We start from the raw sequence: 20,854 nt of genomic DNA on the forward strand, positions 1-20,854 counted from the left end.
TCAAAGAGCCTTGGTCCTAACCCCCAGATGAAGCGTTGCAAGATACAAGAGTGCCAATGGTAGCAAAAGGGCATAAAAGGCATGGATGCCTCCAACCAGGGAAAATAAATTACCTGTGATTAAGCTGCCTAATGTCCCTCCCACTGCGGAAAAAATGACAATGATTCCCGTCATCGCGGCATGCTGCGATCGCGGCAGAGATGAGAGTATAACCGAGTTGAGCGCGGGATAAATCGGCGCCATAAAAAAACCGATTGCAGGCAGAAGCAAAACGCCGACAGGCATGGTCTGCCAGGTTAATCTTGACTCGACTGTTGTGATTCGCGTGGATGAAAGCATCACAAACAGCATGACGCAGGCTGCCGCAATACAAAAAGACAGGAGCTTGCGCCAGTGTATTTTTTGTAACAATACGCTTGCGGCCAATCTGCCAAGCGCCAAAGATCCTGCAAAAAAACTTGCAGCCTGCACGCTCATTTTAGGGGTGAGCTGCAATATTTCATAATTAAATGTCGGAAGCCAGGTGCCAAGGCTCTGCTCGATGAGCACATAGGTAAATGCAGAAATAATAAAAACCATCACAATCGTTTGTGAAAAGAGGCGCGTCATGGGTTTTAATTCTGCCCAAATGGTTTGATAACGGGGCAAAGCCATGGTTGGCAACTGAATAATTTTTAATAAAAAAATATCAATAAGACATAAAGCTGCCAATATCCAGTAAACTTGTAACCATTCATAATTACCGCCGTCATTTTGCATAAAATAGCTAAACAGCCAGTTTCCTGCCAAAACGCCGGTCATAAAAATACCTTCAATCATATTCAGCAAGGATGCATGTTGTTGCGGGTTTTGGGTGACTGCTCCAACCAAACTGTAGACCGAAATTTTTACAACAGCAAAGCATGCTCCCAGGGTTAAAAAGAGGATTTTTACAGTCAAAAATCCAGGAAGAAGGGGCATCGCAATACAGGAAATCAATACAAGAAATATCCCTGCCTGCAAGGATTTTTTATACCCTAATCTCGGAAGAAAGGAGGCAAGAAAAAGCGACACCAAAGCAATTGGCAAATCCTTGAAACCTTCTAAAACGCTCGCGCTTTGTTTACTGACATTAAAAGAATGGATTGACTGCAAGATCACAACACCCACGCTGTTTAAGAGAATAGCAAAAATTAAATACGCTAAAGCGACGGGCAGTAAAAATGACCAATTGATTTTCATTAACCTCTCCCTGGGCGGATCCTGTACTGCCTATGCGTCATCCGCCTGCAGTATTTAAGTATGCTGAAATGAATCAGTTTAATCATTTTTTGAAATATTTTGCAAACTATGGAAAAGCAAGTAATATGAAATCAGTTGCAGCTTAAGTTAGTATGAATATGATCCATACTGAAAAGAAATTAGATCTTGGTTCCCATCCATGGCGTATTACTGCACAGAACCTTTCTCCTGAATACCAGCTATTGTTAGAGTCCTTATTTGCGCAGGCAAATGGTTATATCGGAAGCCGAGGCAGTTTTGAAGAGCCTCTTGGCGGGGATATTCCAAGTTGTGAGGGAGTCTATTTAAATGGGCTGTATCAAAAAGAACCCATCGTTTATGGCGAATCGGCTTATGGCTTTCCTCTCTTTAATCAAAAAATGCTGCAAGTTCCTAATGGGAAATCCCTTTGTATTTCGCTGGATGGGGAGGTGCTATCTGCAGCTCATTTGAACACTCAGGGAGTCCGCAGTCTTGATTTGCAAACAGGCATCTTAAACCGAAGCCAGCAATGGCAGACAATTTCCGGCAAGAAGCTCTCGCTTAAAAGCAGACGTTTTGTATCATTAGCCAATCCACATCTCATGTGTATAGAATTTTGCCTCAAGGCTGAAAATTTCAGCGGACCAATAGAGATAATATCTGCCCTGGATGCAGGCTATCAGAGTACCCATAATCCATCTGATCCCAGAGTTGGGAAATTATCCATTATGGATGGCTTAAATGTACTTTATTTTGAACAAAAAACCAGGCTAAATGCCTATCTGCATGCTGTTCGCGATACGGATTGGGTGGTTGCGTCAGTAACTTTTGATGCTGTTTCGGATGATGTGATGTTACACAACATCAGCAATTTGGGTGAAACATGTCTGAAGCAATGTTATCAGCTGTACTTGCATCAAGGCCAGAGCGTTATGTTCAGCAAATGGATTGGCTACCGCCATGCGCTGAGTCATGAAGAACCTCTGTTGTTATCATCGCTTCAAGCTATGGTAAAACAAGAAGCTGAAAAAGGTTTTGCGCATCAAAAGGAGGAACATGCGTCATGCTGGTCTTTTTTTTGGCGGGAAGCGGATATTGTTATTGAAGGGGATTCGCAAGTCCAGCAAGGAATACGCTTTAATCTTTTTCATGTTTTTCAGTCTGTCGGTCGAAACGGTTTCTCGAATATTGGAGCAAAAGGCCTGACAGGACCTGGCTATGATGGCCATTATTTCTGGGATACTGAAATTTATGTAGTGCCTTTCTTAAGTCTTACAGAACCGAAACTGGCAAGAAAATTAATAGAATTCAGAATCAATACGTTAAATTTTGCGCGAATACGGGCACGGGAAATGTCTCATCCAGGAGGCGCCCTATATCCCTGGCGTACGATAGGAGGAGAGGAATGTTCCGCTTATTTTCCAGCAGGTACTGCGCAATATCACATTAACGCAGCCATTGCATATGCTTTAAAATATTATTTGCAAGCGACAGGGGATAACCAGGTATTACTTGAAGGCGCTGCAGAAATGCTCTTTGAAACAGCACGCCTATGGCTAAATCTCGGCCATTTTAATCCTCGAAAAAATGGCCTGTTTTGTATTGATGGCGTCACGGGTCCTGATGAATACACAGCTATTGTAAACAATAATTTCTATACCAACGCAATGGCACAAATGCATTTGGAATTTGCTGTTGACACAGCAAACAGTCTTGAAGCCAGCCATCCTGTCTATATGAGAAATCTGTCCTGTGCCATTGGACTAACACCTGAAGAAATCTTAAGCTGGAAAAAAGCGGCAGAGGCAATGTATCTCCCTTATGATGATACCTTAAATATCCACATGCAGGATGACAGTTTTCTTCAAAAAGCAGCCTGGAATTTTGCAGACACGCTAAAGGAAAAATATCCTCTATTGCTGCATTATCATCCCTTGGTGATTTATCGGCACCAGGTTTTGAAACAGGCGGATGTAATACTTGCGATGTATCTTCTTGACGAGAAGTTTGATATTCATCAGAAAAAAAGAAATTTGGCTTATTATGAGCCCCTTACGACTCACGATTCAAGTTTATCAAGCTGTATCCACAGCATCGCGTTTTCTGAAACGGGCGATCTCGCCAAAGCCTACCAATTTTTTATGGATACGGTTTGCCTGGATTTGGATAACCACCATGGCAACAGTGAGCATGGAGTGCATATTGCCAATATGGCAGGCTCCTGGGCAAGCATTGTTTGTGGGTTTGCAGGACTCAGGATAAGGGACAATGGGCTGCATTTTAGGCCTTATCTGCCGGAAAGGTGGCAAGGTTATCGCTTCAGCATACGCTATCGCGATGCCGTATTGGCGGTTCACATAGCAGGTGACGAAGCGCGCTATCAATTGCAATCAGGAATAACGCTCCGCTTTTTTCATGAGGATGATGAGCTCACCCTTACCGCAGGGAAATCATCAAGTGTCGCAAAGCAGCTTAAGAAGTTTGTTGATATAAACCAAAAGGAGCCGGCATGACTGTCAAAGCTGTGATTTTTGATTTGGATGGGGTCATTACCGATACCGCGACTTATCACTTTAAAGCCTGGCAGCGGTTGGCTTCAGAAATCGGTGTATCGCTGACTCCGGAAGAAAACGAGGATTTAAAAGGATTAGATAGAACGAGCTCCCTCAATATCATTTTGATGAAAGCGGGTCTTAATAAATCCGAAGCGGAAAAATCAATGCTTGCCGAACGAAAAAACCGTTATTATCAGGAAATTATTGCCGGGATGACGCATAAAGACATATTTCCGGGTGCTGAACCGCTTCTTCAGGCATTGCGCCAGAGAAAAATTTTGATTGGCCTCGCGTCCGCCAGTAAAAATGCCTTATTGGTTCTGCGGCGCCTCGGCATAGCACATTATTTTGATTACATTGCAGATGCCTCCCAGATCAAAAACAATAAACCGAGCCCCGAGATATTCCTGACAGTAGCAGACAATTTAAGTGTCTTGCCTCATTTATGTATTGGGGTTGAGGACGCGCAAGCTGGCCTTCAAGCCATTAAAGCTGCAGGTATGAAAGCGATTGGGATAGGGGATGCCTCATACTTAAAAGAAGCCGATTTGATTTATGCAAGGCTTGCCGATTTAAATATTGAAGAAATGCTAAGGAATGCTCTTTAGGTTCCTGCTTGGTCAAAACCTGGATTAGGTTTTGCCTGACCTGGGCTACATCAGTAATATGACGAACCAAAGCGGCATTGACCGCCCATGTGAGATAATTTTTTATACATATTGTTATTTAATAGTGATATAATAGGTCCACCAATTGAGGATTGTAAAGAATACTGACAGTATGAGGGCATTAAAAAAATACCTCGCCTATTTGTATGGTTATTTGGCAAAGCAAACAGCGGAAGCCGGGCAACAGATTAATCTCTTTGCCATAGTGATGATGATTAATTTTCCGCTGTTTGGGGTGGTCTGGAAAATCGAGAGTATTTTTGCTAATGAAGAATATTTTCTTCGTGTTGTCGCGACTTGTCTTTGCCTTTTTTTATTTTCTTATCGTTTCTGGCCTGCACGCTACATCCCTTTTTTACCGATTCTTTGGTATTTAACCCTGCTGTTTTGTTTGCCGTTCTTTTTTTCTTATTTAACCCTGTTGCATCACGGCTCAACTATATGGCTGATGAACTGCGTTTCGGCTATTTTTTTTCTTTTTCTGATAACCCGTGCCATTGATGCGCTGGTTTTGCTGTTTTTGGGTTTTTCTTTGGCTTTTTTTACTTATATCTACAGCGATAAGTACCTCATTACTTATATTCCAGGCGACATTTCTCTTTTTAGTTTAATTACCACTTTTATGGCGGCAATCATCATTGGCGCCTTGTTTGCGCGCGATCGGGAAAATATGCATGCCAATAAAATCTCAGGCATGCGGCTTTTGGCCGGAAGCCTTGCTCATGACTTGCGTACATCTCTTGCCAGCATCCATCTTCAGGCCGAACTTCAGGAAACAATAATCAAAAAATTAAATAATCCAGACCTGCAGATGGATTTGAAAAAAAGCCTGAATAAAATTATCCGCGGCATTGAAATGGGCAATCAGCTGATTAGCATGCAGCTTAATAATATTCAGCATGAAAAGTTTGATACCAAAAAATTCACCATTCAACCAATTGATGTTCTGCTTAGAAAAACGCTTAATGAGTATCCTTTAAAAGCGGAACAGATATCGCTGATACAGGCCGATTTATCAAATAATTTTCTTATCTGGATAGAAGAAGTTGCCTTTAAAAATCTGATTTGGAATTTGTTAAAAAACAGTCTCGATTATATAGAAGAGGTTGGAAAAGGCGATATATCCATCTGGCTTGAGGAAGGGCCTGAAGGCGATGATTTTAATTATTTAAATGTACGGGATACGGCCAAAGGCATTTATCCAAGGCATGCTGAAAAAATTTTCCAGTCGTTTTACTCTGACCGCCAGGGCGGAACAGGCGTTGGGCTTGCCTATTGCAAATTACTGATGAAAGCAGCCGGTGGGGATATTTATTGCCAGGGAAGCCTCAATCAATATGCGCATTTTATTCTGAAATTCCCCAAAATTGATTAGATAGGCTCTATTGTTATTTCGTATGAGTATCGTAGCCCGGATTAGACAAAGTCGTAATCCGGGGTTTCCCCGTATTACGCTTCGCTAATCCGGGCTACGGAGCTACGGGACTTGCAATCTTGACATCCTTAAAAATCGCATCCGATAGATTTTGCCACATGTTGTATTGATGAGAATAAATAAATTGAAAAGCGTTTATGACTTTTTCAGGGCATTCACGCCAAATTTCCATCAGCAAATCAAATGTGGATTCAAAGTGCTCAACAAACACATGCACGCGAAAAAAAGCGTGTGCCTTGCTCGGCAGATCCAGTGTGCGGACAAAATCGAAAAGATTGCGGTAATCAATATTGTCAAGCCGTTCATAGGCTGCGAATGCTGCAAACCGGGATAAAGGATCGTGTTCTTTTAACCAGCGAATATGGGTGTGATTAAATTCTTTTGCAAAGGGGAGATAATGGGTTTTACTGAGGATTTCTTCATGAATGTCAACACCACACGCTTTGGCAAACCGCTCATAAAGCGCTTCATGTGAAAATTTGGTGCCCATGCCCAATTCTTCGGTGATATTGTCAATGACAATTTTTTTGATGCGCTCATCTTCAGCAAAATTGGCGAGATACCACATAAATTCAATAAAATACCCGCGAAGATGGTAAAATACCGCAGCGAATTTCTTTTTTTGCCCGGCATTCCAATTTTTAGTCTTGTTGGTATCAAACAAATCAATCTTTGCTATCCGCTCGTGATAGCTGTTGTCCACCTGACTCAAGAACGAGTGAAAGTCAGTTATATGCTGATTAGTACTCATCTCTTTTGCAATCATGGAAAAAATTAGCTTATTTTACCATATTTTTGTAAAGATTATGTATCTTGCCAGGTAAAATTTATGGGCTAACCCCCGCCGGTATTTTTGAGAGGACTTAAAGTTGATGATTGCCCCAGATTTTCCTCCTGGTTTTTCAAGGCACTTAATTTTTCTTTGATATCTTGTTGCTGTCGGGGAATTTCCGGTTTTAGTTCAGAAAGCAGGGTTTTAAATGTTTTATTATCAGTTAACTCAAATTTTTGGATAGCGTTTGCTAAGGCTTCAATGCCTTTGTTCAGGGGCTGGTTGCTGATAAGTTCCGACAGGCAAATATCTCTTTGATTTCTTAAAACATGCTCTGAGCTTTCGTTGAATGCGGCATTGATTTTACTGTAAGCTTGACTTAAATCAGCTAATTGATCTTTGGGATAAGAGTTGAGATTGTTTAAAGTTGGACTTATTCTAAATAAAATTTGGCTCGGGCTTAATCTTTCTTCCTGATTGATGTTTTCCATAAATTTAGACAGGATGTTTTGAATGTCTGGATTGTTGTCTGCCAGCAGATTTTTTAATTTTTGGCATTTCTCAGCATAGAGCCCCTTGTATTCAGGATCAACTTTATCCAGTTGCATGGCAAGCAGGATATCGGGGTCGTATAAATTTATATTGTTTTTTATATTAACAATCGCCTGCGCATAGTTTTTATCTTCAATCGCTGCGTTCATTAATTGAATTGTAGTTTCGGTGACAGGGTCGGATTGCTTTAATATCAGTTTTGCTGCTTCTTTTTGCGTTTCTGAAAGCTTTGATTCCATCATATGATATTTAGCTGTGAATTCTTCTAATTTTTTGAGCTGTTCATTGTCTGCCATACCCAGTTTTTGATGGTACTTGATAATTTCTTTTAATTCGTTGGAGGGCTTTGGTAAATTAAACTCTTGTACGCCTATATCTTTTTTATAGATATCCCGCTGCTCTGCTATTCTTTGGTTAATGCCCTGAGTTCTGGCTTCTGCGGTGTTATATAGTGCTTGAATAATATTTCCTTTTAATTCTTTCAAATTTTGCACTAATTCCGTCAGTTTCTGTTCAGTATCTTGCAATTGTTTAAGCGAATTCTCTTCAGAATGCGGGCCTATCTGATGGCTGCTGTTTTGAAGCGTTGATAAACGCTCATCAAATGTTTTCTTGTCTTCTTCTTTAAGATAGTTTTGATAGGTTTCTTGATTCGCGCTCAGAAGTTTAATGAGTTTATTAGTCTCTTTTTCCTTTTGCTGTATGGATTGCAGCAGTATATCCTTTTGGGGTTCTAAATTGACCTCTTTGTTTTTATCTATCTCTTCCATGGGAACTTGTAGGGAATCTCTATTCTCGTGCGCCTCGTTTTTCTTTGCTTCTGTCAGGGTGGTTTGTTCTGATTCTTGGCCTACATCATTTTCATTAAGATTTTCTTCAAGATGTTCTCCTTCTGCAAGTTGAATGGTTTGCGTACTTTCTGGTATGTGTGAATTGGGTTCTTGAACCGCTATATTCTCAATATGTTGTTCTTTGTCTTTTTTTCTTAATTGCTTAAGACTGTCTTTTAAATAACTTTGAGCAGTTTGTTTGGAAAAGGTTTTTTGTTCATCTATGCTGGATTTGAAGTTAAACAATCTGCCGAGGTTATTGAAGAGATTTTTAAAGAAAGTATAAACTGCATCCCATTTGCTTTGACCCAACTGTTTGTCAATGACTTTCTCGGCATTATTAAACCCTTCGTTAATAGTTTTTCCTGATACAAGTTGGGTTAAGCAATTTGTTTGGGTTGATTCGAGAAGCGTTTTAAGTTTATCGTCATTTCCAGCATTAACAATTTGGGCTTTAAAGGCTTTGTCAATTTCGGCATATAATGTGCTCAGTTTATCTAAGTCAGCGGCTGAGTAATTGCCGAGTTTTGCTAATATTTTCCTTTTTTGATCATCGTCTTCCACAGGAGAATCAATACGATGAACCATGCTGGAAAGAGAATCCAGCTTATCTGGCGGAAATTCCCCAAGTGTTTTAATCCAGCCGCGATGGGGATTATTGAGATTCATTAAAATTGCCAAAGGTGATACAGAATTTTTCATGTTGTTCACCAGCACGCTTAAGACAGCCTGGTATTTGTCTGACTGCTTGGAGGCCAGCAGTGTTTGTAATGGTTGCGTGTATTCCGGGTAACCATCTTGTTGCAAGACCTGGATAAAAATTGGGTTAAAAAGAGATTGATTGTCTTTAATGTTGAAGATGGCCTGAGCCAGGTTTTCATTGACTGCGATATTGGTTAATGAGTTCTTAATCAGCTCGTCAATATTGGTTCCTTCATATTTAAAATCACCTTTGAATTGATTCAGATCTAAAATGGCTTTTGCAGCTAAAATTTTAGGTTCACTGGCAATGATGTCAGTGAATTGCTTTTGACTCGTTTCATCAGTATAGATTGATGAACTGAACTGTTTTTTTAGGCTTAAAATTATATCCTGCTGATCGTTATTCAAGATCCTGCTGATAAGCTCTGCATTGCTGTGCAGTGTTCGATGTAAAAATAATGCAGCCTGCACTTTGTTTTGATCATCAGCATACTCTCTTAACGCTGCTTGATTGGTTTCATGAGTCCAGAGCAGGAAGTTAATTTGCTCAGATTTACCACCAGACGCATATTGTTTAATTTCGCTCAGCGCTTCTTGGTTTAAATCTTTAAGGGGTATTGCATTGATGATTTTTTTAAGAGTTTCTGAATTTGTTGCATTTGCCCTTTTTAGAATGACTCCTGCATTTTCCTGATTCAAATGATCCACCAAACTTGCAAACGTTGTTTTCGGGTCAAACAGGTTTTTCACCTGGTTATCAATATGAACTTCTTTTTGATATTCAGCAAACAGGTATTCGAACGTACGATCAACCGTATTTAATGCTTCTTGAAATTTATTTAACTCTTCCCGCGTTGCAAAATTTGCGATTTTTGGAATCTGGATTTTTTTCAGTTCTTTCATGAGGTCGGGATAATCTTTAAAGAGTTTGGCATAGTCTTCTTTTTGTTTAATTAATTTATCCCGCTGTTTATTTAAATTACTGAAAAGATTTTTATTAATTTTGGTGTCTATATTTTTATCAGTACTTTCCAATGTTTCGCTGATTTCCTTGAGCTTTTTTTGAATGTTGTTTATTTCTTGAAGCGTCGCAGCCTGCTTTGCCTGATGGATTAATTCATCTTGTCGCTTATTGGTTTTTTCAAGATGTTTTATTTGATAGTCATTTTCTAAAATTGACAAATTTTCAGCGACTTTATCATTGAGTGCCGCTATCTTTTTGGTTTGTTGCTCAGCCAATCTATCGATCTCAGCACTTGCTTCCTTCATTTTTTGCTGAAAGTCAGTTAATTTGTCCTGAAACAGGTTGAACAGCGCGTCATTTTCACGGTGAAAAAATGCTACGGCATGCGATGTGACTGAATGGATTTTGTCTGCCTCATCTATTTTTTTCTGCAGTTTTTCTAAATATTGGGTTACTTCTTTTTGATACTCCGGATGATCTTTTGCAAACTTTCTTAAGTCACCCATTTTGGTTTCCAAGGTTTGATGAGCTTCATTGAGTTTCTTCTCCTCCTTGAGTTGCTTTTGCAGGGTTTCATTGAAATTATCCGAGCGCTTTTGGTAATCATCATAAGCCATTTCAAGCAGATCAATTTGCTGGCCTATAATTTGTTGTTTCACGGATTCATTTGATAAATTCATTAATTTTTTTTCTAAAGCCTGGTACAGCAATTTAATATTTTTGGCAGCCTGGTTTCTTTCTTCAAGTAATTGATTTAAATTCTCATTTTTTTTCAGCAGTTCTTCTGTTTCTTTGGATGCTTTCGCCTCGCTGATTTTCTCAACCTTATTCTTCAATTCTGCAAAGCGTGTGGCTAGACCTTCTCTTGAGGTTGGGCTGTATGTATGGTTCTCCAGTCGCTTTTTGTTTTGAATAATATATCTATCAAATTCACGCTGGAAAGCTGCTAGTTTCTTTATCTGGGCTGAATATTCTGTCTTTTTCTCTAAAAAGGTTTCTTCAGTCAATTTTCCCGCGCCATCCGCTAATGTAGTCGCAGCTTTTATCCATCGGTTCGACTGATTAAGTTTTGCAAGAATTGTTTTGGCTTCTTCAACAATATTTTCCTGGCCTGGATTTGCTTTTGAATCCTTATACTGTTCTAAAATGTTCTTGGCGCTATTAGCAATAGCATCCATTTGTTCTTTGATGGTTTTAATTTTTTCCCGATATTCATTGATGTCTTTTAGATACATGTCAGTCAGTCCGCTTTAAGTTCATTCGGATAAAATATCAAGCCTTTAGATATATTTTAGAACATCTATATCATTTCAGTTGATTCTTGGCTTGAAATGTCATAATTTGCGCTTCTTTAACGATTTATTGGCCTAAAATTGGGCTAATAGATACAAAGCAAGGAGTTTGTGATGCAGCTAACAAAATGGGCAATCGCGGGGATGTATTTTTTATCATTGAATGCAATTGCTGCTTCCCACCATCCGCAGGACTTCTTAAAGAGTGTAACGGGTTCTCAGCATGAAGGCGCTGAGATTGCTCAACACTTTTGCAGTAATTGCCATTCGGAAAATCCGCCTATTCCCTTAGGCGCCCCGCGGATTGGCATTGAGGCAGACTGGCAGCACCGCATAAAACAGGGTTTCTCAGTTCTCTTTAAGCATACTGACGAAGGCCTCAATGCCATGCCGCCAAGGGGCGGCTGTTTTGAATGCAGCGACCAGCAATTGGTTCTTGCAATTCTTGCCTTATTGCCTGAAAAAGAACAAAAAAGGCTTAATAAAGAACTTAAAGTTTCTAATTAATACAAGAAGTTAGCTATTAATTGTAAAATCTGCTAAATAAATCATCAGTCCGCCCGATAACCTAGGAAAATAGGGAGGATTGACCTATGGACAAGAAGCTTATCGTATTGCCGTTGTGTATGTCGGCTGTTGCGTGCGGACCAATTGATCCGTCTACCGTGGTGGTTGATGATGCAGGTTATTCGCACTATACCGTGCATCACAGCATGGATAACAAAGGAAGTGATTATTTCCCGGCCAAGCGTGAGGCAACAGGCAGGAAAGTCTTTATTTTTGACCCCAAAGTTACAGCCTGGGCTGCTTATGATGCGCAGGGCAACCGGGTGAAAACCGGAAGAGCTTCTGGCGGTAAGGATTTCTGTGAAGATGTGGGCAGGCCTTGCCGAACGGTAACAGGCAAATTCCGGGTTTATTCGAAAAAAGGGGAAGATTGTACTTCAAGCATTTACCCCATTGAGACTGGCGGAGGTGCGCGCATGCCGTATTGCATGCACTTCAATGGCGGTTATTCCATTCACGGAGCATATGAAGTGCCAAACTACAATGCAAGCCATGGTTGTGTGCGGGTATTGCCGAGCGCTGCGAAATGGCTGAATGAAAATTTCATTGATATTGGAACCACCGTGATCGTCAAGCCTTATCACTAAATCCTGCCGCCTATCCTAGCGTAGCCCGTATTAGCGAAGCGTAATACGGGTTTTTCTTTTTCCTATCCCCGCATTAGAACTTCGTCTAATGCGGACTACTTTTAATAGAGGCTACTTTAGATAATTCCGCAACAGCTTATTTACCAGCGATGGATCTCCTTTCCCCCTGGTTTGTTTCATGACCTGACCTACAAAAAACGCAAGCAATTTATCCTTGCCGGCACGGTATAAGGCAACTTGTTCCGGGAATTGATTCAAAACTTCATGTATGGCCGCTTCAAGTTCGCTTTGTTTCATCGTTTGCTCATAACCATGGAGTGCAATAAGCTCATCGATAGTTTGCTTGGAGGTGAGTAATTGAGAAAAAATGGTCCTGGCCGTTTTATGATTAATTATTTGAGAGGACAACTTGTCTAATAAGCTCCCTAATTGGTTCGCTGACACCGGGGGGTACGCAAAACTGCCGTTCGTTTCATTTAAAGCTTCAGCATATGGGCCTTTTAACCAGTTAACCACTGTTTTTAAAGAAGCGGCGGTTTGTTTGACGACTGAATCGAAAAAATGAATTAATTCCGGTGAGGAAAGCAAAAATTCAATATCATCACTGGAAAACTCCTCTATTTCTCTGAGGCGCGCCCTGATTTGGGCTGGAAGCTCAGGCATGCTTTCTTGAATATGCGCTATATCTTCTTTTGACAGATGAACGGGCAGGAGGTCTGGCTCAGGGAAATAACGGTAATCTTCTTCACGTTCTTTACCGCGCAACGGATAAGTGGAATCTGTCACTGGTGAATAAAGCCTTGTTTCTTGCCGTACAAATTGGCCAGATTGCAATACATTTTGTTGGCGCAGCTGCTCGTGAAGAATTGCTTTTTCAATATAACGAAAAGAATTCAGGTTCTTAAGCTCGACCCGAGTGCCCAAAGCATCGCTCCCTTCTGGCCTAAGCGATATATTCACATCACAGCGAAAAGAGCCTTCTTGCATATTTCCATCGCAAATATCAAGAAAACGCAGTAATTCATGCAACGTTTTTAGATAAATGACCGCTTCTTCAGCGGAAAAAAGGCAAGGGGCTGTGACAATTTCCAGAAGCGGGGTACCTGCACGGTTTAGATCAATGCCGCTGTAGAGAGGATGGGCCTCATGGAGCGACTTGCCTGCATCTTCTTCCAAATGCGCACGAACGATAGGGATTTTTTTATCCGTATTGTCAGGCAGGCGAATGGATAGACAGCCATCGCGGATAATCGGTTTTTCAAACTGGCTGATTTGATAGCCTTTTGGGAGATCCGGGTAAAAATAATTTTTACGCTCAAAATAACATATTCCCTGAATTTCTGCCTGAATGGCAAGGCCAAAGCGAATGGCCATGATTACCGCCTCGCCGTTTAATACCGGAAGAACGCCTGGAAAGCCCGCATCAATAAAGCTTGTTTGCGAATTAGGCTCAGCACCGTATATCGTAGCGCTTCCGGAAAAGAGCTTTGATTTTGTTTTTAACTGGGCATGCACTTCAAGGCCAATGACTGGTTCCAAAATCATATTTTTTCCTCAGGTTCGATTTGATGCCACGATGTATGCTGTTGAAAAAAATGAGCCAGATTCAGCAATCGGCTCTCACTGAAATAAGGCCCTAAAAGCTGCATCCCAATGGGCAATCGTTTACTTAATCCGGCGGGAATGGATATGGCGGGCAGGCCTGCGAGGTTTGCTGCAACCGTAAATATATCTGCCAGGTAGCGCGTGGTCGGATCACTGGTTTTTTCACCCAGTTTAAAAGCAAGAGTGGGTGTAGTCGGGCCGATGATGACATCCACCTGCTTAAAGACTTCCAGAAATTCCTGCTGAATCAGTCTTCTTATTTTTTGTGCTTGTACATAATAAGCATCAAAATACCCGGAAGATAATACATGGGTTCCGGTGAGGATCCGCCGCTTCACTTCAAGGCCGAAGCCTTCCTCGCGGCTTCGGTTGATGAGATCAAACAGATTTTCAGCGTCAGGGGTTCTGTAACCAAAACGGATGCCGTCGAAGCGTGCAAGGTTGGAAGAAGCCTCAGCGCAGGCAATCACATAATAACAGGGAACCCATAGAGGCTGGAATTTTAGATCGAGTTCCATGATCTCTGCTCCTGCCTCAGTATAAATCTTTAAAGCTTCTAAAATGGCTTTTTGGATGCCAGCTTCCACTTCAGGCTGAAAAAAAGATTTGGGTAAGCCAATGCGCAGCGGCGAAATTCTTGAGCCGAGGGCTGACAAATAATCAGGAACCGGTTTATTGATGGATGTTGAATCGCGTGGATCAAATCCAGCCATGGCTTGCAGCACGATTGCCAAATCCTCGGCGCTTCTTGCCATAGGGCCTGCCTGATCAAGGCTCGAGGCAAAGGCAACCATGCCGAAGCGCGAGACAAGGCCATAAGTTGGTTTCATGCCGGAAATGCCGCAAAATGCCGCAGGCTGCCTGATTGAGCCGCCAGTATCGGATCCAGTCGCAAACGGAATGAGGTTTGCAGCCACAGCAGCAGCTGATCCGCCGGAAGAGCCGCCAGGTACATGGGCGTGATTCCATGGGTTTTTTACTGGGCCAAAATAGCTGTTTTCATTGGAAGAGCCCATCGCAAACTCATCCATATTGGTTTTGCCAAGCAACACGGCATTTTCCATACCAAGCTTGGCCGCGATGGTTGCGGAATAGGGCGCCTGGAAGTTCGCGAGCATTCGCGACCCGCAGGTTGTAGGCATTGTTTCTGTACAAAAAATATCTTTATGGGCAAAGGGAATGCCTGTGAGGAAGCTCATTTTGCCTTGTTGAATAAGGCGATCCGCTGCCCGTGCCTTGCTTAATGCGCCCTCTTCGTCAATGCTGATAAAGGCGTTCAGCGTTTTTGCCTGATTAATACGGTTTAAATAATCATTTGCTAATTCAATACTTGAGATTTTTTTTTGGTATAAGGCCTTATGTAACGACCGGATCGACTCAAATTGCATGATTGTTAAACCTCAATGACCTTGGGGACGAGATATAAACCATTTTCAAAAAGCGGCGCGCATTTGGCCAGTTCGTTGATATGGTTTATTTCAGTGACGACATCCGGACGAAGCCGCTGGTGCAGATCAAGCGGGTGATGGAGCGGGCTTACGTCTTTGGTTTCAACTCCGCGTAAATCATCCACAAAGTTCATGATAGCCTGCAAATCATGAAGCAACTGATTTTCTTCTTTTTGGTCCAGGGCAATAGAGGCCAGTTTTTTTAATTGTTCCAGGGTGAAATCTGATATGGTCACAAGAACTCCCAAAGAAAGAAAACAAGAGTATACTCCGCCTGAAGTAGAAATCTAGGCTCAATCACCATTTAAATTGAATACAATAAAAAAATCCGTAAACTGTTATTTTTCACAATTTCAAGGGAATAGTAGTCAAATGCCAGTGCGGTATGAATTAACAGCGGAGCAGTGGCATAAATTAGAGCCATTTCTTCCAGGGAAAGCAACGGATAGGGGTCGAACAGGGACAGATAACCGTTTATTTGTAAATGGCTGTTTATGGGTGATCCGCAGTGGAGCGATGTGGCATCACTTGCCGGAGAGATATGGGCCATGGAAGAGGACGTATAATCGTTTTCGTCGCTGGGCACATGCGGGCGTATGGGAAAAAGTATTTGAAATTCTGCTGTCAGATAGTAAAAACCGTTATCGCATGATAGACAGCAGTATCGTACGTGCACATCAGCATGCAACGACTGGAAGAGGTGTAAAAAAAACTCGACTGTGGGGCGAAGTCGAGGAGGATTAACCACAAAGCTGCATCTTGTCACAGACGGGACAGGCAAGCCGGTCAAGTTTCAACTGACAGCGGGACACACGGCTGACTGCACCCAGGCTGAGTCTTTGCTGGAGGGGCAAACAGCAGAGGCTGTACTCGCAGACAAAGGTTATGACACCGATAGTATTGTTCATTATGTTAAGCACTGTATGAAGGCAGTAGCCGTTATTCCTCCAAAACGGAACCGTATTGTGCAGCGCCTGTATGAAAAAGATACCTACAAAATGCGAAATCTCATTGAGAGAGCATTTAATCGATTCAAGCACTGGAGGAGAATCGCAACTCGATATGACCGTTGTGACTCCATTTTTATCTCGTCCATTGCTCTCGCTGCCATTGCTATTTGGGCATAATTAAATGGTGATTGAGCCTAATAAATAAAGCAGTAAAAATCCGCCAAATAGGGCAAAAGGCACGCCCAGCATCACCATCAGCGTCTCAGCAACGGTGCGGAAAGTAAGGTAGAATAGAATAAATATAATGGCAAGCGTAAGCGGTACGAAAATGTGCAATAAAACGAGGATTAAGGTAATTGCAAGCAGGGCGCTCATTCCTCTGTATCCGGCAATGCCCTTTATGATAAGGATTACCATATAATCCTACCCTGGTTCCTAAGATTTGCCATCCCTTGTTTAAACTGTCCCCAAGCTAAAATGCGGCTTATTTTTCCATCAGGGTTGAGATAAAGTACGCCGCTTTTATCCTTGATGCCCAAGGCAGGAAAAAACTGCAGCTGGTTGAGCTGTTTGGACAGCGCATAACTATCCATACCCAAGGCATATAAACGATTGTAACTGTTCAACCACTCCGGCCAGTTTTTATTGCCCATATGATGGGTAAACACCCAGGGCATATCACAAAAAATAATGCCGTTTAGATCGCGGTCCTTTAACGGATTTAAATGACCGGCATACACGCTGGATGTGGCATAGACTGGAATATCTCCCGCGTAATAATATTTTAACAGCGGCATGATTTGGCGCGCCTTGCCGGGATAGGCAAGTAAAAAGATCATATCAAAATCCTGCCTGCGCCGGGGAACTGCAGCAATGTTCTGCTGCAGTAATTTTTGTAATTGTTTTTTACGCAACTCACTGTCTGTGATATGCAGAAAATCGCGAATTCCCGTGTTTAAGTTATCATTACTTCGATAGCGCAGCGTATCGACTATTCTCCCGCCATTGCCCTGCCACTCTGCGGCAAATGCGGCCGCTACATCATCCCCCCATTCTCCTGCCGGGGCGATGATCAAAGCATGGCCAAGGCCAGCCTTGCGCGCTTTGACGGCAACCTGGCGCGCTTCAATGCTCGGCGATAAACCAAACTGGTAGCTGTTTCCCTTGTGCTTGAGGTATTCCAAATCATTTAACAATACTGTTGGTACGGGGTGGTTGAGTAACGCCACTTTCTGTACTTCATTTTTAAGGAGCGGTCCAACTACGAATTGCGCGCCATCATTGACAGCCTTCTGATACAGAAAAGACGCGTCATTAGAGTTGGTATCATAAAAGAGCACCTTCGCTTTATCCTTTTTTGCATCACCTTCGAGAGCAGCCATAAAACCATCGCGAATCGCGCCTCCAGGCCCCGCTAAAGGTCCGCTTAACGGCAGCAATAAAGCCATTTGCCGGGGAGCTGCGAACAGGCGGGATTGGGCGGTTTCAAGCGGGATGAGGGAGGCGGCAGGATGGTTTGAAAATTGCCGGCGCCAATTCATAATAGCAGAAATCATGGCATGTGGATTTTGATAATCATGTTTGGAAACAAGCGCCAAATTAATCCAGCCCAGCGCCGCAGAATTGTCTTCCGCTTCCAGGGCGAGAGTATTGAGTTCACTGGCAGGCATTGCTGCAAGATTGAGCCATAAAGCCCGATAATTTTTTTCCCTGGACTCTGCATCAGGCAGAAGCTCGCCAAGCTTAATGCGCTCATTGACTGCTTCAATGGCATTGCCATTGCTCTCATAAGCTTCCGCTAATAGCTTATGATATTGAATTTGCTGATACAATGAGAGATTTTGACTGCCTCCCACTTTGGTAAGCCATGAAATCGCGGATTTTGGTCCTTCCCGCATCAGTTCAATTTTGGCCAGCAAAAGATGTTTCTCATCCTGCAGTTTAGGCGACAAATCCTGCAGCCGTGTTAAAATCAGGCGTGCCTGCTTAAGCCGGCCGTCCTGGATCAAGCGGCCGGCCGCCTTAAGCTTAAGAGACTGGCGTGCTTCTCCAGTTTGATTTTCAGCCAGGGCAAGACTTGTGGCCGCCGGCATAAGATAAGGATTGCCAATTTCTGCCTTGGTATTTTGCTGAATTTCAACTACCTTGCTGCACTGAGTCAACAACAGCAGGCAACAACTGAGTATGAGTGATTTTAAAACCGGTGGATGCATGGATCATTTCCAAATGAAGAACCAAAAGAGAATAAACGATGATAACTGCTTCAGCAACAACCCATGATGCCCAAGGGTCACTATTTATTGTCGCAACGCCTATCGGCAACCGTGATGACATCAGTTTTCGTGCTCTGGAAACGTTAAAAAATGTCGATTTAATACTGGCAGAAGATACCCGCCATTCCCGTCCTTTGCTGACAAGCTTTGGGATAACCAAACCCTTAAGCTCTCTTCATGCGCATAATGAAGCGCAAAAAAGCGAGGCAATCATAGCTGCGCTGCGCTCTGGAAAATCCATAGCCATCATCAGCGATGCAGGTACGCCTTTAATCAGCGATCCTGGCTTCCCCCTGGTCAGGAAAGCCCGCGAGTTAGGTATTCCGGTTGTGCCCATTCCCGGGCCGTCTGCACTGATTACAGCACTCAGCGCCGCAGGAGTACCCTGCGATTTATTCACCTTTGCCGGTTTCTTGCCGGCGAAAGAGGCGGCAAGACGGGAGCGTTTATCAACATTGGCAAGCCTTAGCCATACGCTTGTCTTCTATGAATCAACCCATCGTATTATCGATGCTGTAAGCGATATTGCTGCTGTATTTGGCGAATGTTCCGAATTAGTGCTTGCCAAGGAATTGACCAAGGCTTTTGAGCGCTTTATCCAGGGCAGCTGCGCTGAGGTTCTTGCCTGGCTTAAAGAAGAGAGCGCTCGCAGCAAAGGCGAATTCGTTTTAATTCTTCCGCCGCGGAAAGCAGGGGAAGACAAAACAAAAAGTGAAAAGCTTTTGTCGCTCTTGCTTGCTGAATTACCGCTAAAACAGGCGGTAAAACTTGCCTCTGCAATCAGCGGTTTACCCAAAAATGAGCTTTATCAGAAAGCATTAATATTAAATAAGCAAAGCGGTTGAGCTTTCATCCGCTTCCTGCTTGTCCTTGCCGAATAATAATTCTTTTGGGGGCAACAAGCCCTTGATGCACTCATAGCCGATAAATAACAGGGTAAGCGCCACCGCTGCCTGCCAGCAGACTGCAAATGTTCCCATGATAAGCAAGGGCATGATCGTATTTTTTGCCATGGCCAGGGCAAAATTCAAGCGCGCCTTATGAAGTTCCCCTAAAACGTCCTTGCTGTCATCACCAGCGAGTTCCCTATTGCGGTATTGCAGCGATGCCTTGCAATATTGCGCATATTCATTGGACGTCGCATACATGGCAAAAGCCACCACACAAAAAAAGAAAGAAACGGGGAGGGCCGCCGGGAAAGATAAGAGCATTGCAGCGGAAAAACTGCCCATGAGCAAAGCGGCCGCGGCTATTTCAAAATTGAATTTTGAAGAGGTAACCTGCCAGTTTAATTCCAGCTCATCAAGTTGCGCCTGAATCCATTTACGCTGATTTTCCTGACCTTCACCCAATTGGCTTAATTCAGCCAGATACTGCGCTTTTTTCTCAAGGTAAGCTTGCTCGGCACGATTTTGGCGGATGAGAAGAATGGAAATGTCAAATACCAGGAACGCGATGAGAATTCCATTGGCCGCAGCTGCAGGAATACGAAAGAAACCTGCGTAATTGGTAACAAGATTGACACAAGCCCAGGTCAAATCAGATAAGCTGTCGAGATCGCGCTTGGAAAGCTCAGCTTTGAATCGAGCGCTAAAGCCGCTGGTTTCCCTTTCCTTTTTGGAAGCAAACACAGTGTGTTTAAGCAGCATGGCACCATTGATTAAAAACCGGGCAGCAAACAAGCCGACACTCAAGGCATTTAAAATACCGTTGCCCTGGTTTAAAACCCCGACCATTTTATCTACATCGAGCTTGATTTTGAGCAGATCATTGAGCTTATCAATCCATTGCAATTGTTGCGCAGTGAGCAGTAGCTGCTGGATGGTTATCCGCGAAAAAGCAATCTGCAATCTTGTGATATTCATTAACCCTATCATGCCCCTGATATTTGAGGCATGTTGCGGTAAAGATATTAAATCATTGAGGCTTTCCTCGATATTTTTTTGCAAGCGCTGCCAGTAAGATTCAGAGACTTTATGCCGCAGTTTTTCATTTTCAAGCCATTCATAAAGCTCGACGCAATATGCTTCATATTGTTTAACTTTGTCTGCTTTATCGTAAGCATCATAAAATGTTTTCAGGAGCAGCGCGCAATAGTAACAGTACAGGATAAATTCCTTGCTTTTTTGCTGCTCTCTATTAAGGCTTGTAAATAAGTCGTGAAACTCCTGCTCGATAAGGTGCCGGTTATTCAGCAAAAAATCATAACGGTGCGTTTTTGCATAATCTTCCGCCCCATTTTTTGTTTTTACCTCAGAAAAAAAACGGCTTTTATCCGCCAAAAAATCGCTGTACCCGGCATAAGGCATGATGGCTTTCCTTATAAAAACTGGACAAAACGTTAAAATTAATAACTTACCTCCAGTTTTGTACGAATTCAAGCGTTTTTGTATTTATTTTTTTCATCATGCC

16 protein-coding genes are annotated in these 20,854 nt (G+C 42.6%); 7 read left to right on the forward strand and 9 right to left on the reverse strand.

The annotated features are described in order from the left end of the window. Complete coding sequence (locus Llon_RS04705; RefSeq protein ID WP_058528905.1) at positions 1-1,221, reverse strand: MFS transporter; 1,221 nt, start codon at positions 1,219-1,221, stop codon at positions 1-3. A gap of 152 nt (positions 1,222-1,373) precedes the next feature. Between Llon_RS04705 and Llon_RS04710 the strand changes: the two genes are divergently transcribed. The 3 genes from Llon_RS04710 to Llon_RS04720 all read left to right on the forward strand — a co-directional run bounded on the left by Llon_RS04710 (position 1,374) and on the right by Llon_RS04720 (position 5,840). Further along, on the forward strand, positions 1,374-3,755 hold the full coding sequence (locus Llon_RS04710; RefSeq protein WP_058528906.1) for a glycoside hydrolase family 65 protein: 2,382 nt from the start codon (positions 1,374-1,376) through the stop codon (positions 3,753-3,755). Continuing rightward, positions 3,752-4,405, forward strand: coding sequence for a beta-phosphoglucomutase (gene pgmB / locus Llon_RS04715; RefSeq protein WP_058528907.1), 654 nt, complete (start codon positions 3,752-3,754; stop codon positions 4,403-4,405). The genes Llon_RS04710 and pgmB overlap by 4 nt, the downstream gene beginning before the upstream one ends. Positions 4,406-4,577: 172 nt before the next feature. Further along, entirely contained in the window at positions 4,578-5,840 is a 1,263-nt protein-coding gene (locus Llon_RS04720) for a sensor histidine kinase (RefSeq protein WP_058528908.1), read from the forward strand. Positions 5,841-5,934: 94 nt separating this feature from the next. On the opposite strand, the gene Llon_RS04725 is transcribed toward Llon_RS04720, so the two are convergent. Together Llon_RS04725 and Llon_RS04730 are read right to left on the reverse strand one after the other, a co-directional pair. Next, positions 5,935-6,651, reverse strand: a complete 717-nt coding sequence (locus Llon_RS04725) for an iron-containing redox enzyme family protein (protein ID WP_058529100.1) — start codon at positions 6,649-6,651, stop codon at positions 5,935-5,937. An 83-nt stretch (positions 6,652-6,734) separates the two neighbouring features. Beyond that, on the reverse strand, positions 6,735-10,955 hold the full coding sequence (locus Llon_RS04730; RefSeq protein ID WP_058528909.1) for a hypothetical protein: 4,221 nt from the start codon (positions 10,953-10,955) through the stop codon (positions 6,735-6,737). Between the two features lie 171 nt (positions 10,956-11,126). On the opposite strand from Llon_RS04730, the gene Llon_RS04735 reads away from it, so the two are divergent. Further along, complete coding sequence (locus Llon_RS04735) at positions 11,127-11,519, forward strand: c-type cytochrome (protein WP_058528910.1); 393 nt, start codon at positions 11,127-11,129, stop codon at positions 11,517-11,519. 86 nt (positions 11,520-11,605) lie between these two features. Further along, positions 11,606-12,166, forward strand: coding sequence for a L,D-transpeptidase (locus tag Llon_RS04740; protein ID WP_058528911.1), 561 nt, complete (start codon positions 11,606-11,608; stop codon positions 12,164-12,166). Between the two features lie 111 nt (positions 12,167-12,277). Here the strand turns inward: Llon_RS04740 and gatB are convergent, their stop codons facing one another. Genes gatB through gatC form a run of 3 tightly spaced genes read right to left on the reverse strand, consistent with a single transcriptional unit; the run spans position 12,278 to position 15,455 of the window. Next, complete coding sequence (gatB, locus tag Llon_RS04745) at positions 12,278-13,711, reverse strand: Asp-tRNA(Asn)/Glu-tRNA(Gln) amidotransferase subunit GatB (RefSeq protein ID WP_058528912.1); 1,434 nt, start codon at positions 13,709-13,711, stop codon at positions 12,278-12,280. Continuing rightward, on the reverse strand, positions 13,708-15,159 hold the full coding sequence (gene gatA / locus Llon_RS04750) for an Asp-tRNA(Asn)/Glu-tRNA(Gln) amidotransferase subunit GatA (RefSeq protein WP_058528913.1): 1,452 nt from the start codon (positions 15,157-15,159) through the stop codon (positions 13,708-13,710). The genes gatB and gatA overlap by 4 nt, the downstream gene beginning before the upstream one ends. A gap of 5 nt (positions 15,160-15,164) precedes the next feature. After that, positions 15,165-15,455, reverse strand: coding sequence for an Asp-tRNA(Asn)/Glu-tRNA(Gln) amidotransferase subunit GatC (gene gatC, locus Llon_RS04755; protein WP_058529101.1), 291 nt, complete (start codon positions 15,453-15,455; stop codon positions 15,165-15,167). A 136-nt stretch (positions 15,456-15,591) separates the two neighbouring features. Between gatC and Llon_RS11245 the strand changes: the two genes are divergently transcribed. Further along, positions 15,592-16,346, forward strand: a protein-coding gene (locus Llon_RS11245) for an IS5 family transposase (protein WP_157079307.1) whose coding sequence is annotated in 2 segments (ribosomal slippage) — positions 15,592-15,922 and positions 15,922-16,346 — 756 coding nt in all. Because the reading frame shifts where the segments join, the coding sequence is not laid out codon by codon here. Here the strand turns inward: Llon_RS11245 and Llon_RS04770 are convergent. Beyond that, a complete protein-coding gene (locus Llon_RS04770; protein ID WP_162261940.1) occupies positions 16,347-16,544 on the reverse strand; it encodes a hypothetical protein in 198 nt (65 codons plus the stop codon). Between the two features lie 35 nt (positions 16,545-16,579). Continuing rightward, entirely contained in the window at positions 16,580-18,382 is a 1,803-nt protein-coding gene (locus Llon_RS04775) for a penicillin-binding protein activator (RefSeq protein ID WP_058528916.1), read from the reverse strand. Between the two features lie 38 nt (positions 18,383-18,420). Here Llon_RS04775 and rsmI point away from each other — a divergent pair, with 38 nt between their 5' ends. Continuing rightward, positions 18,421-19,287, forward strand: a complete 867-nt coding sequence (gene rsmI / locus Llon_RS04780; protein ID WP_058528917.1) for a 16S rRNA (cytidine(1402)-2'-O)-methyltransferase — start codon at positions 18,421-18,423, stop codon at positions 19,285-19,287. On the opposite strand, the gene Llon_RS04785 is transcribed toward rsmI, so the two are convergent. Further along, positions 19,267-20,751: a hypothetical protein gene (locus tag Llon_RS04785; RefSeq protein ID WP_058528918.1), complete on the reverse strand. Its 1,485-nt coding sequence runs from the start codon at positions 20,749-20,751 to the stop codon at positions 19,267-19,269. The two genes, rsmI and Llon_RS04785, sit on opposite strands and share 21 nt — an antisense overlap. Positions 20,752-20,854: the final 103 nt, after the last annotated feature.

Origin of the sequence: Legionella londiniensis, assembly GCF_001467825.1 — a bacterium.
Lineage (GTDB): Bacteria > Pseudomonadota > Gammaproteobacteria > Legionellales > Legionellaceae > Legionella_A > Legionella_A londiniensis.

What these genes read in the sequence shown, in the direction of transcription:
- Llon_RS04705 (WP_058528905.1), bottom strand. Translation starts at nt 1,221, where the DNA reads ATGAAAATCAATTGGTCATTTTTACTGCCCGTCGCTTTAGCGTATTTA.
- Llon_RS04710 (WP_058528906.1), top strand. Translation starts at nt 1,374, where the DNA reads ATGAATATGATCCATACTGAAAAGAAATTAGATCTTGGTTCCCATCCA.
- pgmB (WP_058528907.1), top strand. Translation starts at nt 3,752, where the DNA reads ATGACTGTCAAAGCTGTGATTTTTGATTTGGATGGGGTCATTACCGAT.
- Llon_RS04720 (WP_058528908.1), top strand. Translation starts at nt 4,578, where the DNA reads ATGAGGGCATTAAAAAAATACCTCGCCTATTTGTATGGTTATTTGGCA.
- Llon_RS04725 (WP_058529100.1), bottom strand. Translation starts at nt 6,651, where the DNA reads ATGAGTACTAATCAGCATATAACTGACTTTCACTCGTTCTTGAGTCAG.
- Llon_RS04730 (WP_058528909.1), bottom strand. Translation starts at nt 10,955, where the DNA reads ATGTATCTAAAAGACATCAATGAATATCGGGAAAAAATTAAAACCATC.
- Llon_RS04735 (WP_058528910.1), top strand. Translation starts at nt 11,127, where the DNA reads ATGCAGCTAACAAAATGGGCAATCGCGGGGATGTATTTTTTATCATTG.
- Llon_RS04740 (WP_058528911.1), top strand. Translation starts at nt 11,606, where the DNA reads ATGGACAAGAAGCTTATCGTATTGCCGTTGTGTATGTCGGCTGTTGCG.
- gatB (WP_058528912.1), bottom strand. Translation starts at nt 13,711, where the DNA reads ATGATTTTGGAACCAGTCATTGGCCTTGAAGTGCATGCCCAGTTAAAA.
- gatA (WP_058528913.1), bottom strand. Translation starts at nt 15,159, where the DNA reads ATGCAATTTGAGTCGATCCGGTCGTTACATAAGGCCTTATACCAAAAA.
- Llon_RS04770 (WP_162261940.1), bottom strand. Translation starts at nt 16,544, where the DNA reads ATGAGCGCCCTGCTTGCAATTACCTTAATCCTCGTTTTATTGCACATT.
- Llon_RS04775 (WP_058528916.1), bottom strand. Translation starts at nt 18,382, where the DNA reads ATGCATCCACCGGTTTTAAAATCACTCATACTCAGTTGTTGCCTGCTG.
- rsmI (WP_058528917.1), top strand. Translation starts at nt 18,421, where the DNA reads ATGATAACTGCTTCAGCAACAACCCATGATGCCCAAGGGTCACTATTT.
- Llon_RS04785 (WP_058528918.1), bottom strand. Translation starts at nt 20,751, where the DNA reads ATGCCTTATGCCGGGTACAGCGATTTTTTGGCGGATAAAAGCCGTTTT.